Consider the following 13,477-nt stretch of genomic DNA (forward strand, 5'->3'; position numbering starts at 1 on the left):
CTACTGCGTGAAATTGTTCTTGAGCAGATCGACGACGTCCGAGGAACGGCCGCTGAGCACGGCCTTGGCCGAATAAAGCATGGTGCCGGCGACTTGGCTGAACTCCACCTTCGGCGGCATCACCAGCTCGGTCCGGTTGACCGTCACATCCAGCAGCGCGGGGCCGGGATGTGCGAGGAAGGCACGCACCGCGCCGGGCAATTGCTCCGCGCGTTCGACTTTCTGCCCGTAAAAGCCGATCACCTCCGCCAGCCGCGCGAAGTCGGGGTTCAGCAGGTCGGTGTAGTTGTCGAGCAGGCCTTCGACTTTCTGCTCCAGCTCGACGAAGTTCAGGCTCGCGTTGTTGTAGACCACCACCTTGATCGGCAGCTTTTCCTGCACGGCCGTCATCAGGTCGCCCAGCAGCATTGCGATGCCGCCGTCTCCCGAAAGCGAAACGACCTGGCGGCCAGGGTAGGCCTTCTGCGCCCCCAGCGCCTGCGGCATGGCGTTGGCCATCGTGCCGTGAAGCAGGCTCACGAGCGTGCGCCTGCGTCCGTTCATCGTCAGGTGCCGCAGCGACCACACCATCGGACTGCCGCCGTCTGCCGTGAAGATCGCATCGTCGGCCGCCAGTTCGTCGATGATGCGTGTGAGGTGCTGCGGATGGATCCGGCCGTCCTTGCCCGGCCGCTCGTCGCGCCGCAGCGTGTCCACCGCCTCTTTCCTGTGCCGCAGGCAATCGTCGAGGAAGCTCCGGTCGGTGCGCTCTTCCAGCAACGGGATCAGCGCCTCGATGGTGTTCGCCACATCGCCGACCAGCCCGAGCGCCACCGGATGGCGCCGCCCCAGGTGGCTGCCGTCGATGTCGATCTGCAGGATGGTGGCCTTGGCCGGGTAGAACTGGCTCCACGCGAAGTCGGCGCCCAGCAGCAGCAGCGTGTCGCACTCCTGCAGGGCGCGGTAGCCCGACTCGACGCCGAAGATGCCGGTCATGCCCATGTTGAAGGGGTTGTCGTACTCCACGAAGTCCTTGGCGCGCGAGGTGTGCGCGATCGGCGCCTTGAGGCACTGCCCCAGCGCGAGCAGCATCTCGTGAGCGCCTTCGCAGCCGTGGCCGGCATAGATCGCGATCTTCCGCCCCTTGCCGAGCAGCGCCGCCAGTTGCGACAGCTCCGCATCGTTGGGCCGCAGCACCGGCCTGGCGCGATGCACGGCGTACGTCAGGCCATCCTTCACCTCGGTCTGCGCGATGTCGCTCGGCAGGATGATCACCGCCACGCCCTTGCGCGACAGCGCGGCCTGTGCAGCGAGCGCGGTGAGCCGCTGTGCCTGCTGCGCCGAGTACACCTGCTCGCAGAAGACGGTGCAGTTCGCGTAGAGCGACTTGAAGTCGACCTCCTGGGGGAACTCCATGCCGAGCTCGGTCGTGACGACCTGGCTGGCGATCAGCACCACGGGCGCGCGATTGCGGTTGGCCTCGAACACGCCGTTGATGAAATGCAGGCCGCCGGGCCCGCACGAGCCGGCGCAGGCCGTGAGCTCGCCCGTCAGGTAGGACTCGGCGCCCGCGGCGAATGCCGCCGCTTCCTCATGCCGCACATGGACCCACTCGATGTCGCTGCGGTGAATGGCGTCGGTGACATGGTTGAGCGTGTCTCCGACGATGCCGTAGCAATGCTTGACGCCCGCGTGTTGAAGGGTTTCGACGACGAGTTCGGCGACTTTGCGTTGAGCCATGGGGAAGGTCCTGGAATCCGTTGCATCAGGCCGATACCTGATTCCAGAAGCCTATGGCCACGATGCAGCGAGGCCGTCGGCAGGCGTCGGCTGCATCGGTAGGATGGCGCCGCATCGGCCCGGCAAGGGGCCGTGCGGGCACCAGATCACTTCGCCTCGATGGCGACTCTCTTGCGTGCCTGGAAGAAGAACGAAACGACCTGCCACGCGACGAAGATCGCGATCAGGCTCAGCAGCGTGCCGCTGATGGGGCGGTTGACGAACGTTCCGAAGCTGCCGCGGCTCAGCAGCATCGCGCGGCGGAAATTCTCCTCGAGCATCGGCCCGAGAATGAAGCCGAGCATGAGCGGCGCCGCGTCCAGTTCCAGCCGCATGAACATGTAGCCCATGAAGCCGAAGGCGGCCGTGATGAAGACGTCTTCCAGGTTGTTGTTCACGCTGTACGTGCCGATGCAGCAGAAGAACAGGATCGACGGAAACAGCACGGCGTACGGAATCTTGAACACCGACAGCCAATAGCGCACCAGCGGCACGTTCAGCACGAGCAGGAAGACGTTGCCGATCCACATGCTCGCAACCAGCCCCCAGAACAGATCGGGGTGGCTGGCGATCATGTTCGGTCCCGGCTGGATGCCCTTGATGATGAAGGCGGCCAGCATCAGCGCCATCACGGCGTTTTCGGGAATGCCGATGCTCATCAGCGGAATGAAGCTCGTGCGCGCGGCCGCTTCGTCGGCGGCAGCCTGTCCGGCCACGCCCTCGATGCAACCGGAGCCGATCTCGTGCTTGTACTTGCTGACCTTCTTGTCGATCGCGTAGGCCGCGAACTGCGCGATGGTGGGGCCGCCGCCGGGCAGAATGCCCAGGAAGGAGCCGATCACGCTGCCGCGCAGCGCGCTGGGGATGATCCGCATGAACTCTTCACGCGTGGGAATGAGGTTGATCTTGCCGTTGAAAGGCGAACGCTCTTCCTTCGAATCGAGGTTCTTCGTGATCTCGGCGATACCGAAGCAGCCCAGCGCGATGCTCACGATCCCGACGCCGTCCACCAGGAAAGGCAGGTCCATGGTGAAACGCTGCATGCCGCTGTTGACGTCGGTGCCGATCGTTCCCAGCAGCACGCCGATCATGCACATGGCCAGGCCGTTGAGCAGGCTGCCGGTGGTGACGAAGCTCACGCACACGAAGCCCACCAGCATCATCGCGACGTAGTCGGCGGGGCCGAACAGGAAGGCCACTTCGCCGAGCACCGGCGCCAGAAAGGTCAGCACCAGGATGGCGACCGTGCCGCCGATGAAGCTGGAGAAGCCGGCCGTGAACAACGCCAGCCCCGTCTGCCCCTTGAGCGTCATCGCGTAGCCGTCGATACAGGCCACGATGCTGCTGGCATGCGGGATCTTCATCGTGATGGCACTCACGCTGTCGCCATATTGCGCACCGTAGTAGATGCCCGCCAGCATGATGAGCGCGCCGGTCGTCGGAATGGAATAGGTCAACGGCAGCAGCAGGCTGATGGTTGCCAGCGGACCCAGGCCGGGCAACAGGCCGACCAGGGTGCCCACCGAGCAGCCGATGGCGCAGAACATCAGGTTCTGCCATGTCAGGGCATGCGAAAAGCCGAATGCGAGATTGTTCAGGACTTCCACGATCGTCGCCTCAGAAGAGTGGGAGGTTCAGGCCGAGGAGCTTCTGCAGCGCCAGTGCCATCACGATCAGGCCGGCCGAGACCTTGACGTTGCGCACCCACGAATACGAGCTGCCCGCGAAGGCCGAGCAGAAGACCATGAAGATGATCCCTGCGATCATGTTCAGAAAGGTGGAAATCAGTGCAAACCCGCAGAGGCTTGCAAGGATGAGCGAGATGTTCTTGAAATTGAAGTCCAGCTTCACCGGTGCGACGAAGAACGACCGGATCACGGTCAGCACGCCGATGGCCAGCAGCATCGCGCTGATCAGGGCGGGGAACAATCCCGCGCCTGCGCGACTCAGATCTCCAATGGGGTAGCGAAGCGCTGTCAGGCCGAAGGCCAGCGCGATTGCCATGAGGAAGAGTCCTCTGACAAGGTTCCTGTTTTTCATAGTTCCCGATTTACTGGGTTGTGTTCAAAGTCACCGCCGCGGATCACTCCACGGCGGCCCCGTCTCCATCCGGACTGAACCGGACGCACGGATGCTCTTTCGCCAACCTGAGCGTTGTCTGACGCTCGCGTAAGGGGAACTACGTACCTGTCCTTCTGTTCTCTATGCGGCCGCGCTACGCGCGGCGTCCAGCGTGCGCTTGGACCGCACCGTCTTGCGCACCGTGGACCACGCGGCCCAGGCCAGCATCGCCGCGGTGCAGGCCAGCAGTGCGGCACTGATGGGCCGTTCGATGAAGACCGTCGGGTCGCCGCGCGACAGCAGCATGGCGCGGCGCAGATGCTCTTCCAGCATCGGCCCGAGGATGTAGCCCAGCAGCAGCGGCGCCGGCTCGAAGCGCAACACCATCAGCGCGTAGCCCATGATCCCCAGGATCGCGACCGTATAGATGTCGAAGGCGTTGTTGTTCACGCTGTACACCCCGAGCGCGACGAACACCAGGATGGCCGGATACATCCATGCGAACGGAATGCGCAAAAGCGCGACCCACAAACCGATGGTCGGCAGGTTCAGCACCACCAGCATGATGTTGCCGATGGCAAAGCTCACGACCAGGCCCCAGAACATGGCCGGCTGCTCGGTGATCAGCATCGGTCCGGGCTGGATGCCGTGGATGATCAACGCGCCCATCATCACCGCCATGACCGCGTCGCCTGGAATGCCCAGCGACAGCGAAGGCACGAAGGCGGTCTGCGCCGAGGCGTTGTTGGCCGACTCGGGGGCGGTGATGCCCTCGATGGCGCCGTGGCCGAACCGGCTCGGGTCCTTGGCCACTTTCTTCTCGATCGCATAGGACATGAACGCCGCGATCGAGGGGCCGACGCCGGGCAATGCACCCAGGGCGGAACCCAGCGCCGAACCGCGCACCATCGGCTTGATCGTGGCCTTGAACTCGTCCGACGTGGGCACCATCGATTTGAGCGTGACCTTCTCGGGCCGCTGGCTGGTCTCCGCCGAGTTGATGCAGCGCACCACCTCCGCGACGCCGAACAGCCCCATGGCCAGTGCGATCAGGTTGATGCCGTCCATCAGTTCGGGCACGTCGAAGCTGAAGCGCGCGACACCCGAATTCACATCGGTCCCGACCATGCCCAGCAGCAGGCCGAACACCACCATGCACAAGCCCTTGGCCGGCGAGCCCGAGGTCATGGAGGACGCGGCGACCAGGCCCAGCACCATCATCGAGAAGAACTCGGCCGGGCCGAACTTCAACCCGATGCCGGCGATGGCCGGCGAGAACAGCACGAGCAGGATCAGGCCCGACATCGCGCCCACCAGCGAGGCGATGGTGGTCACGAACAGCGCGACACCCGCCTTGCCCTTCTTGGTCATCGGATAGCCGTCGAGGCAGGTGACCGCCGACGACGGCGTGCCCGGCAGGTTCAACAGAATGGAGGCCGTCGAGCCGCCGTACTGCGAGCCGTAGTAGACGCCGGCCAGCATGATGATCGCGGCGGTCGGCGGCATGTGATACGTGAGCGGCAGCAGCAGCGAGATGGCGGCCAGTGCGCCGATGCCGGGCAGCACGCCGACGATAGTCCCGAGGAGAACCCCGAAGAAGCAGTAAGCGAGCGTGATGGGCTCGGCGGCGACTTGCAGGCCGAGCCAGAGATTGCTGAGAAGGTCCATGACGTGTCGGGAGTCAGTTGCCCCAGGGCCAGATGGGAAGGCTCATTTGCAGAGCCAGGGGAAAGATCAGCGTGGTGAGCACGGCCACCACGGCGCAGACGATCAGCCGCGTGCGCAAGGACATGACCGAAGGCACCAGCGCCAGCAACGCGGCCAGTGCGGAAGCAACCACCACGCCGACGCGCGGCAAGGTCCAGGCGAACACCAGCAGGCTGGCGATGGTCCAGCCCAGGTTGCCCCATTGCACGGTGACGGCCGCACCGCGGCGCCACCAGGCGGGCAGCGCCACCAGCAGGCCCAGCACCGCCAGCGTCCAGCCGAGCACCACCGGGAAGTAGCCGGGGCCCATGCGAGACGCGCTGCCGAAGTTGTAGCGACTGCCGTAGAGGGCGAAGAACAGGCCGGCCGCCACCATCAGCAGCCCTCCGATCAAGTCGTGAATGTCTCTCGTGATTTTCATGTTGCGGGGAATGGAGTCCTCGGACCCTAGGGATGAAACAGGTCGACGCGCGAAGCGTCGGCGAAGCCCGCGCCGCGACGAGGCCGCGGCATGGGTCTGGCGCGAGCTTAGGTGGGGCTCCATGCCTGGACGGCGGCCATATGTATTGCAATATGTTGGACCGCGCGCTCGACACATTGCATTGCAAGACATGCGCGCCGCGCGCATCGGTTCGTTTCGCATCGGCGATAGATTCGGTTCTTGCCGATGCCATCGATCACACACTTCCACTGCGCACGCCCATGAGCGTGCGAACCTGCGACAACGCCGAAGCGCATGAGCGTTCCGGCGAGGGCATGCGCTTCGATCGGCCGGTCGAATTCCTCTCGGGCGCAGCCTTCAGCGCCTTCGGCATTTCCTTTGCCTGCGGCGCCAGTGTCTTCAACGCCGCGCCTGCGATCCCGGGGGCCGGTGTCTACCTGCCGCTGCTGTCGGGCCTGCTCGTCGCACTCACGGGCAACCTCGTCATCCTGAGATCGCTGTCGCTCGGGCGGTTGTATGTCGGGCCGTTCAAGAGCACCGGCCGGGCTCTGCTCTGGATACTGCTCGGCAATCTTGTCTTCGCCGCGGCGCTGGGTGCGTGGGCCGCGACGGGACTGCCCACGCTCGGACTGTTCGGCGGCATCTACGTTGCCTGCTTTGCCGTCTGGCTCGCGGGCCGGGATGTTCGGCCAAGGATCTTCGCGGGCCTTGCCGCGGCGCTGGTGTTCGGCAGCTACCTGGCCCTGGTGGTGGCGCTCGGCCTCGAGCTGCCCGTGTGGCCCACCTTTGCGCACCTGTGAGGGCTGCGCTCCTGCTACCTTGGGCGCCGGGGCAGTATCAGCAGCGCTTCCAGGCCGCCCTCGCTGCGGTTGCGCAGCGTGATCGATCCGTCATGGGCCGTCGCAATCGAACGTGCGATCGACAAGCCCAGGCCGGTTCCGCCCGACGCCAGGTTGCGCGATTCCTCGAGCCGCAGAAAGGGCTCGAACACCTGCTCCAGCGACGCCTCGGGAATGCCCGGCCCCGTGTCTTCGATGCGGATGCGCAATGCCTGCGCCGAGTCCTCGATGCGGACATGCGCCGCGCTGCCATAGCGGATCGCGTTCTCGATCAGGTTCTGCACACAACGCCGAAGGCTGGTGGCATAGGCAGGCAGCGGATCGCGCGCCTGTCCCTGGAGCGTGACCACCCCGCCGGTCTCCTCGAAATCCGCACGCAGGCCGGCCAGCAGGCTGTTCACGTCCACCGATTGCCGGGGCTCGCTGCGGTCTTCGCCGCGGATGTAATCCAGGGTCGAGGCGATCAGCGACTCCATATCGCCCAGGTCCTTGCGGAACTTGTCCTGCATCTCTCCGGGCGGCAGGAACTCGGCGCGCAGCCGCAGGCGAGTGATGGGCGAGCGAAGGTCGTGCGACACCGCGGCCAGGAAGCGCGTGCGCTCGCCGATGTCCTGGATCAGCCGCCGCTGCATGAGGTTGAACGTGCGCGCCGCCTGGCGAACCTCGCGCGGACCGCCTTCGGCCAGCGGCGGGCTGTGCAGGTCGCGGCCCAGCGCATCGGCCGCGTCGGCCAGCCGTCGCAAGGGCCTGAGCGCCAGGCGCACCGCGACCAGCGCAATCGCGACGAACACCATGATGCGCAGCACATAGATGCGCAGCACGTAGTCGGCCACGATGCTGAAGGGCTTGGCCTCGATGCCGCCCTGCGCTTCGGACGCCATGACCTCGATCCACTGGTGGGACTGGCTGGGTAACTGCAGCGCGATGCGGAAATGCCCGACCGGCTCGCGCGCATTCAGCAATGCCCAGACGTTCGCCGACTTTCCGGCATCGTCGGCCAGTTCGGCCGACAGCAGCGTCGCGTCGACACCGCTGCCCAGGCGGTCGCTCAGCGACTGGCTCAGGATGTCCTGCACGGCTTCCAGCGTGTTGTCGGGGCGGGGCATGCCGGGCATCGGACCGTCGCGCAATGCGAGCCTGAAGCTGTCGGAACCCAGGTGCGGCAGGGTCTGCGGCACCGACTCCAGCGGCAGCCCCCGCAGGATGCGCAGGGTGTCGGCCAGCTGGATCGACACCAGGCGAATCGGCATCTCCATCGCATGGCGGTAGCGCATGTCGAACCACACCGAGCTGGTCAAGGCTTGCGCGGCCAGCATACCCAGCACGAGGATCAGCGCGAGCCGTCCTCCCAGCGACCCCGGCCAGGGCCGCCAGCGCCGCCAGCGCGCCTGCCCGGCCGCGCCGTCGCCGTCCACCTCAGTGCTCCTCGACCGCATCGACCGCCATCACATAGCCCGCATGCCGCACCGTGCGGATCATCCTTGGCATGCGCGCGTCATCTTCGAGGCTCACGCGCAGCCGGCTGATGCACACGTCGATGGCACGGTCGAACGGCGCGCGCTCCTTGCCGAACGCGTGCTCGATGAGGAAGTCGCGGCTCAGCGTGCGATGGGTGTTCTGCAGCAGCAGCCGCAGCACCCGGTAATCGGAGCCGCCCAGAGGCACGACCACCCGTTTGGGCGACAGCAGCTGATGCGTGCGCGTGTCGAGTTGCCATTCGGCAAAGCGCACCGTCGTGGCCCGCTCCGCTTCGCAGGAGGGCGGAAAGCTGTGGATGCGTCGCAGCACGACCTTGATGCGCGCCAGCAGCTCGCGCGGGTCGAAGGGCTTGGGCAGGTAGTCGTCCGCGCCCATTTCCAGGCCGATGATGCGGTCGAGCAAGGCGCCGCGCGCCGTCAGAAGAATGACGGGCGGCCCGCCCCTGGCATGCAGGTCGCGGCACAGCGAGAGCCCGTCTTCGCCCGGCATCATCACGTCGAGCACGACCAGCGAGATCGACTGCTGGCCGAGTTGCCGGTGCATCTCGGCGCCGCTCGATGCGGCCGCGACCTTGTAGCCGGCGTGGGTCAGATAGTCCGACAGCAATTGCCGGATGTCGGCGTCGTCATCGACGACAAGAATTCGTTCAATCGCTTGCATGGACAAGGGGAGGACGGGCGTTGAAGCATGGCCCTGCGACGCCGTGACCGGGTCGATGGATCGAGTGCGCCGCGGGCGCAGGACCATTTTTAACTGGCTCCCCCGCAGAAGCGGGCGACGCCCCTATGCCATCGAGGGCGATGCGTTGGAGACACTCGCCCACTGCACGGCCGGCGGCACGTGTTCAGCAAGGAATTCGGCGAACGCCCGCACGGAAGGCAGCAGGCCGCGCCGGCGGTGTGGGCGAGCGGAACCGACGACGGCCGCCAATCGGCCATCGACTACGCCTATGCCGCAGGCGGCACCACGGTGCGTTTCGGCAAGGCGGTCACGAAGGCGTTCTTCGGCAAGGCGCCGAGCCACAGCTACTTCAACGGCTGCTCCAACGGCGGGCGCAATGCCTACATCGCCGCGCAACGCTGGCCCGATGAATTCGACGGCATCGTCGCGGGGTGCGAGACCATGGACATGGCGGGGCAGACCAGCGGGTGGCTGCGCGCGGCATCGTTCACAGGCACGCCGGCGGCGCTGAGCCCCGCCCAGACCGGCGCGGCCTATGCTGCGGCGCTGTCGGCATGCGATGCGCTCGACGGCGCGACCGACAACCTCATCGGCCGCCGTCATGGGTTGGGTCGAGAACGGCGTTGCACGTTGGCGGAACGAACCGCAGCATGCCCGTATGCCAGTATCCGAAGTACCCCAGGTACAACGGCGCGGGCGATGTGAACGCGGCCGCGAGCTACACCTGCAGCTGACATGAGGTCGCCGCGCTTCGCCTCAACGACAGCTTCAACGTGCGCAAGGCGGACAACTTCGCGGAGGCATTGCCGCGCGTGCTTCCGGTCAAGCTCAGGAAGAGTGCAGGCGGCGGTGGTCCGACGGAGATCGTGATGGCCCGGTGAGCCGTCCCGGCGCGTGGCGACTGGGCCGGTGTGCCTGCAGGTTGCGCAAGTCCACCTGCATGCCCGTGCTCTCCTGCTGTTCATGCAGCCATTGCACGAGGCGCTCGGCGCGCCGGACGCCGATGCCCCGCACCGGATACCACCAGGTCATTCCCGTGTCGTTGATCCGTTGCACCAACTGCCTCAGCGTGCCGAAGCCCGCTTGTTCAAGTCGTTCGGACAACAAGGGGTCGAACCAGGCGGCCACACTGTCGTGTGCCTGCGGCGCGTTGTCGAGCGATTGAAGCGTGTCCATGCGGTGTCCCTGCGCGATGTGTGACAGCCCCCGGCGCGCGTGTGACGGTGGTCTCCCGCGGCCAGGGGATCCCTGTTTCTTTGCACGGGCCGTGCCAGATGCCGACGCGTTGATCCACAAGGACATTCCTGGCACTCCGGCCGGCTGGTGTCGACCATTCAGACAAATCGCGCGCCCAATATCCGGACACGTGTACGGCAGACGAACAGGGTTTACCAGAATACTCATGCCAGAAGCAGTCGACTCGGGGAGCCGTTGTGCCGACGCTGGCATGTGGGTCCGGCATACTGACGCGCCCTGCGGGAGGGGCCATTCGATCGAATGATTCCCGCCCCGCTGGGCGCAGAACCGTCCGGCAACCTGACCCTCCCCGCGCCATGCAATTCAAATGGATGGAAGACTTCATCGTGCTGGCGCAGACGCGCAGCTTCACCCGCGCCGCCGAACTGCGGCACGTGACGCATCCGGCCTTCGGGCGCCGCATCCGGGCGCTGGAGTCGTGGGCGGGCACGCCGCTCGTCGAACGCGCCAGCACGCCGGTGGCGCTCACGCCGGCCGGCGAGAGCTTCCTGGAGAACGCCACCCAGATGGTGCGCGGCGTCGACAGCGCGCGCGAGGAAATCCACACAGTGGCCGGCCGCGAGGCCCGCACGGTAACGCTGGTCACGGGCCGTACGCTCGCTCGCACGGTCATGGCCGACTGGCTGGTACGGCTGCAGCCGGTGCTGCGCGGCGGCGAGGTGCGCGTGCTGACCGGTGCGTTGGCCGAGACAGTACGCATGCTGGAACATAACGAAGTCGACTTCTCGCTGATCTTTCATCACGCCGCACTCACCTTCCGCCTCGACGGACGGCAGTTCGCGCATGTCACGGTGGCGTCCGACAAGCTGGTGCCGGTGTCGCGCGCCGATGCGCAAGGTCGACCGGCGCACAGCTTCGAGGCGCCCGGCGAGGTGCCCTTTCTCTCGTATGTGCGAACGCTGGCCATGGGCCGCCTGGTAGAAGATCTGCTGGCCCACAACCCGCATGCGCCACGCCTGAAGCGCCACATCGAATGCGACTCGGCCGACGCGCTCTACGAGTACGTGCTGCGTGGCCTTGGCGTGGCTTGGCTGCCGTGGTCGATGGTGCAGGCCGATTGCAAGGCCGGCCGTCTGGTGCCCACGGGTGGCCGCCGCATGGAGGTGCGCTTCGAGGTGCGGCTCTACAGGCCCAAGCGCCGCCTGGGCACGCTGGCCGAAGACGTTTGGCGCGCCATGGGGACACGCTGAGCCGAATCCAATCAGCACGGGTTGGTGCCAGCTTGGCACCACGGCCGAGGGCGCGGCTTCGCAGAATTCGCGGATTCCTTCTCCAACCCTGAGGCCGCGATGTATCTTCCCCGTGTTTTCACCCGCTCTCTGGCCTGGTGCCTGTGCGGCCTGGCTGTGTCAGCCATGGCGCCCGCCCTGGCCGACACCTATCCCGGCAAGCCCATCACGCTGGTGGTCGGCTACCCGCCCGGCGGATCGACCGACCTGACCGGACGCGCGCTGGGGGTGGAGCTGTCGCACCGCCTGGGCGTGCCGGTGATCGTCGACAACGTGGGCGGCGCCGGGGGTGTCATCGGTGCACAGAAGGTGGTCAACGCCGCACCCGACGGCTACACGCTGCTCGTGGGAGCCAACAACGAGATCGCCATCAGCAGGCTGGTGAATGCCAGCGTGCGCTACGAACCGAAGGACTTCACCCCGATCGGCCTGATTGCCTCGCAGCCACTGGTGCTGGTGGCGGCACCGGCGGCGGGCGTGAAGAACGCGGGCGAGTTCCTTGCGCTGCTGAAGAAGAGCCCAGGCAGGTACAGCTACGGCAGCTCGGGCGTCGGCACCTCGCTGCACCTGGCCGGCGAGATGGTCAAGCAACAGGGGGGCGTTGCCATGACGCACGTGCCCTATCGCGGCGTGGCGCCGCTCACCAACGACCTGCTGGGCGGCAACATCGACTTCGGCGTGTTCGTGCTGTCGAGCGCGCTGCCCTACATTCGCAGCGGCAAGATGGTGGCGCTGGGCACCACGGAGGCCAAGCGCTCGGCCATCACGCCCGACCTGCCGGCGCTGGGCGAGACGCCGGCACTGAAGAGCATCGACATCGGCGTGTGGTTTGCGCTGATGGGCCCTGCGAAGATGCCGGAGCCGGTGGTGGCGCGCCTGAGAAAAGCGCTGGACGAGACGCTGCAGTCGCCCGACTTCCGCCGGAAGATGGAGGCCACCAGCTCGGTCGTCCCACTGGCGCCCTTGGACATCGAGCGCTTCCTGGCCGCTGAAACCGCCAAATACCGGAACATCGTGCAATTCGCCAACATCAAGGAATGAGCTTGTCCGCGTCCACATTCGAACTTCTCCCCCCCGACATTTCCGCCTGGCGCGCCGGCAACAGCGGCACCGAGGGCGTCTGGCATTTCGACTCCGGTCAGGCCGGCCCTCGCGTGATGATCAGCGCGCTGGTGCACGGCAACGAAGTGTGCGGCGCCTGGGCGCTCAAGGGCCTGCTGGACGCCGCCGTGCGCCCGCAGCGCGGCAGCCTGACGCTGGCCTTCTGCAACCTGGAGGCCTTCGACAGCTTCGACCCGGCCGATACCGACGCCTCGCGCTTCGTGGATGAGGACCTCAATCGCCAGTGGTCCGTCGACCGCCTCGAGGCCGGCGGCACGCGCGAACGCCGCCGCGCCGCGGCCTTGGAGCCGCACGTGGCGCAGGCCGACTGGCTGCTCGACCTGCATTCGATGCACGAGCCCTCCGCTCCGCTCACGCTCACCGGCATGCAGCCGCGCAACCTCGCGCTGGCGCGGCAGTTGCGCAGCCCCGAGCACATCGTGATCGACGCGGGCCACAAGGACGGCGTGCGCATGCGCGACTTCGGCCGCTTCGGCGCGCCCGACGCCGACTCGCGCAGCGATGCACTGGCGCTGCTGGTCGAATGCGGCTTTCATGGCGACCCGGCCAGCCGCACCGTTGCGCAGGACCAGTGCGCCCGCTTCCTGCGCGCAGCAGGCACGCTCGACGACGCAGCCATTGCCAAGGCATTGCCCGGCTGGCTGCAGCCCGATGCGCCGCGCCAATGGGCGCTGGACGTCACCGGCCCGGTGGTTGCGCGCGGCGAGGACTTCCGCTTCGCCCGCCCGTTCATCGGCCTGGAGGTGATCGCGCAGGCCGGCACCGTGATCGGCTGGAACGAGGGCGAGCCCGTGGCCACACCCTATGACGACTGCGTTCTCGTCATGCCCTCGACCCGCCAGGCCAGACCCGGCGTGACGGTGGTCCGGTACGCGCGCCGCCGGCTGCTCTGAGTCGGGTTG

13 protein-coding genes are annotated in these 13,477 nt (G+C 66.6%); 5 read left to right on the top strand and 8 right to left on the bottom strand.

Going from position 1 to position 13,477, the window contains the following annotated elements; genetic code table 11:
* The 5 genes from L3V85_RS36405 to L3V85_RS36425 all read right to left on the bottom strand — a co-directional run bounded on the left by L3V85_RS36405 (position 1) and on the right by L3V85_RS36425 (position 5,947).
* Complete coding sequence (locus L3V85_RS36405; RefSeq protein WP_237677389.1) at positions 1-1,719, bottom strand: thiamine pyrophosphate-dependent enzyme; 1,719 nt, start codon at positions 1,717-1,719, stop codon at positions 1-3.
* Positions 1,720-1,865: 146 nt separating this feature from the next.
* The gene (locus L3V85_RS36410) at positions 1,866-3,365 is read right to left on the bottom strand and encodes a tripartite tricarboxylate transporter permease (protein ID WP_237677390.1); all 1,500 of its coding nucleotides are present in this window, start codon (positions 3,363-3,365) and stop codon (positions 1,866-1,868) included.
* A 10-nt stretch (positions 3,366-3,375) separates the two neighbouring features.
* Positions 3,376-3,798: a tripartite tricarboxylate transporter TctB family protein gene (locus tag L3V85_RS36415; RefSeq protein WP_337250106.1), complete on the bottom strand. Its 423-nt coding sequence runs from the start codon at positions 3,796-3,798 to the stop codon at positions 3,376-3,378.
* Positions 3,799-3,960: 162 nt separating this feature from the next.
* Positions 3,961-5,487 (bottom strand): tripartite tricarboxylate transporter permease, encoded by a 1,527-nt coding sequence (locus L3V85_RS36420; protein ID WP_237677392.1) that lies wholly within the window; start codon positions 5,485-5,487, stop codon positions 3,961-3,963.
* 13 nt (positions 5,488-5,500) lie between these two features.
* Positions 5,501-5,947, bottom strand: coding sequence for a tripartite tricarboxylate transporter TctB family protein (locus L3V85_RS36425; protein WP_237677393.1), 447 nt, complete (start codon positions 5,945-5,947; stop codon positions 5,501-5,503).
* Between the two features lie 281 nt (positions 5,948-6,228).
* Between L3V85_RS36425 and L3V85_RS36430 the strand changes: the two genes are divergently transcribed.
* A complete protein-coding gene (locus tag L3V85_RS36430; protein ID WP_237677394.1) occupies positions 6,229-6,768 on the top strand; it encodes a hypothetical protein in 540 nt (179 codons plus the stop codon).
* A 14-nt stretch (positions 6,769-6,782) separates the two neighbouring features.
* On the opposite strand, the gene L3V85_RS36435 is transcribed toward L3V85_RS36430, so the two are convergent.
* Positions 6,783-8,222: an ATP-binding protein gene (locus tag L3V85_RS36435; RefSeq protein WP_237677395.1), complete on the bottom strand. Its 1,440-nt coding sequence runs from the start codon at positions 8,220-8,222 to the stop codon at positions 6,783-6,785.
* 1 nt (position 8,223) lies between these two features.
* Positions 8,224-8,946, bottom strand: a complete 723-nt coding sequence (locus tag L3V85_RS36440; RefSeq protein WP_237677396.1) for a response regulator — start codon at positions 8,944-8,946, stop codon at positions 8,224-8,226.
* A 180-nt stretch (positions 8,947-9,126) separates the two neighbouring features.
* On the opposite strand from L3V85_RS36440, the gene L3V85_RS36445 reads away from it, so the two are divergent.
* Positions 9,127-9,672 carry a tannase/feruloyl esterase family alpha/beta hydrolase gene (locus L3V85_RS36445; RefSeq protein ID WP_237677397.1) on the top strand — a complete coding sequence of 182 codons (546 nt, stop codon included), beginning with the start codon at positions 9,127-9,129 and terminating at the stop codon, positions 9,670-9,672.
* A 123-nt stretch (positions 9,673-9,795) separates the two neighbouring features.
* Here L3V85_RS36445 and L3V85_RS36450 read toward each other — a convergent pair whose 3' ends face one another.
* Entirely contained in the window at positions 9,796-10,143 is a 348-nt protein-coding gene (locus L3V85_RS36450; protein ID WP_237677398.1) for a phage integrase family protein, read from the bottom strand.
* 377 nt (positions 10,144-10,520) lie between these two features.
* On the opposite strand from L3V85_RS36450, the gene L3V85_RS36455 reads away from it, so the two are divergent.
* The 3 genes from L3V85_RS36455 to L3V85_RS36465 all read left to right on the top strand — a co-directional run bounded on the left by L3V85_RS36455 (position 10,521) and on the right by L3V85_RS36465 (position 13,468).
* Complete coding sequence (locus L3V85_RS36455) at positions 10,521-11,414, top strand: LysR family transcriptional regulator (RefSeq protein WP_237677399.1); 894 nt, start codon at positions 10,521-10,523, stop codon at positions 11,412-11,414.
* A 99-nt stretch (positions 11,415-11,513) separates the two neighbouring features.
* Positions 11,514-12,494, top strand: a complete 981-nt coding sequence (locus L3V85_RS36460; RefSeq protein WP_237677400.1) for a Bug family tripartite tricarboxylate transporter substrate binding protein — start codon at positions 11,514-11,516, stop codon at positions 12,492-12,494.
* Positions 12,491-13,468 carry a succinylglutamate desuccinylase/aspartoacylase domain-containing protein gene (locus tag L3V85_RS36465; protein ID WP_237677401.1) on the top strand — a complete coding sequence of 326 codons (978 nt, stop codon included), beginning with the start codon at positions 12,491-12,493 and terminating at the stop codon, positions 13,466-13,468. The genes L3V85_RS36460 and L3V85_RS36465 overlap by 4 nt, the downstream gene beginning before the upstream one ends.
* Positions 13,469-13,477: the final 9 nt, after the last annotated feature.

The organism is Variovorax paradoxus, assembly GCF_022009635.1.
In the GTDB taxonomy this organism is placed as follows: Bacteria; Pseudomonadota; Gammaproteobacteria; order Burkholderiales; family Burkholderiaceae_C; genus Variovorax.

Coding starts and splice junctions, on each gene's coding strand:
- L3V85_RS36405 (WP_237677389.1), bottom strand. CDS start 1,719: ATGGCTCAACGCAAAGTCGCCGAACTCGTCGTCGAAACCCTTCAACAC.
- L3V85_RS36440 (WP_237677396.1), bottom strand. CDS start 8,946: ATGCAAGCGATTGAACGAATTCTTGTCGTCGATGACGACGCCGACATC.
- L3V85_RS36415 (WP_337250106.1), bottom strand. CDS start 3,798: ATGAAAAACAGGAACCTTGTCAGAGGACTCTTCCTCATGGCAATCGCG.
- L3V85_RS36455 (WP_237677399.1), top strand. CDS start 10,521: ATGCAATTCAAATGGATGGAAGACTTCATCGTGCTGGCGCAGACGCGC.
- L3V85_RS36430 (WP_237677394.1), top strand. CDS start 6,229: ATGAGCGTGCGAACCTGCGACAACGCCGAAGCGCATGAGCGTTCCGGC.
- L3V85_RS36425 (WP_237677393.1), bottom strand. CDS start 5,947: ATGAAAATCACGAGAGACATTCACGACTTGATCGGAGGGCTGCTGATG.
- L3V85_RS36420 (WP_237677392.1), bottom strand. CDS start 5,487: ATGGACCTTCTCAGCAATCTCTGGCTCGGCCTGCAAGTCGCCGCCGAG.
- L3V85_RS36460 (WP_237677400.1), top strand. CDS start 11,514: ATGTATCTTCCCCGTGTTTTCACCCGCTCTCTGGCCTGGTGCCTGTGC.
- L3V85_RS36465 (WP_237677401.1), top strand. CDS start 12,491: ATGAGCTTGTCCGCGTCCACATTCGAACTTCTCCCCCCCGACATTTCC.
- L3V85_RS36450 (WP_237677398.1), bottom strand. CDS start 10,143: ATGGACACGCTTCAATCGCTCGACAACGCGCCGCAGGCACACGACAGT.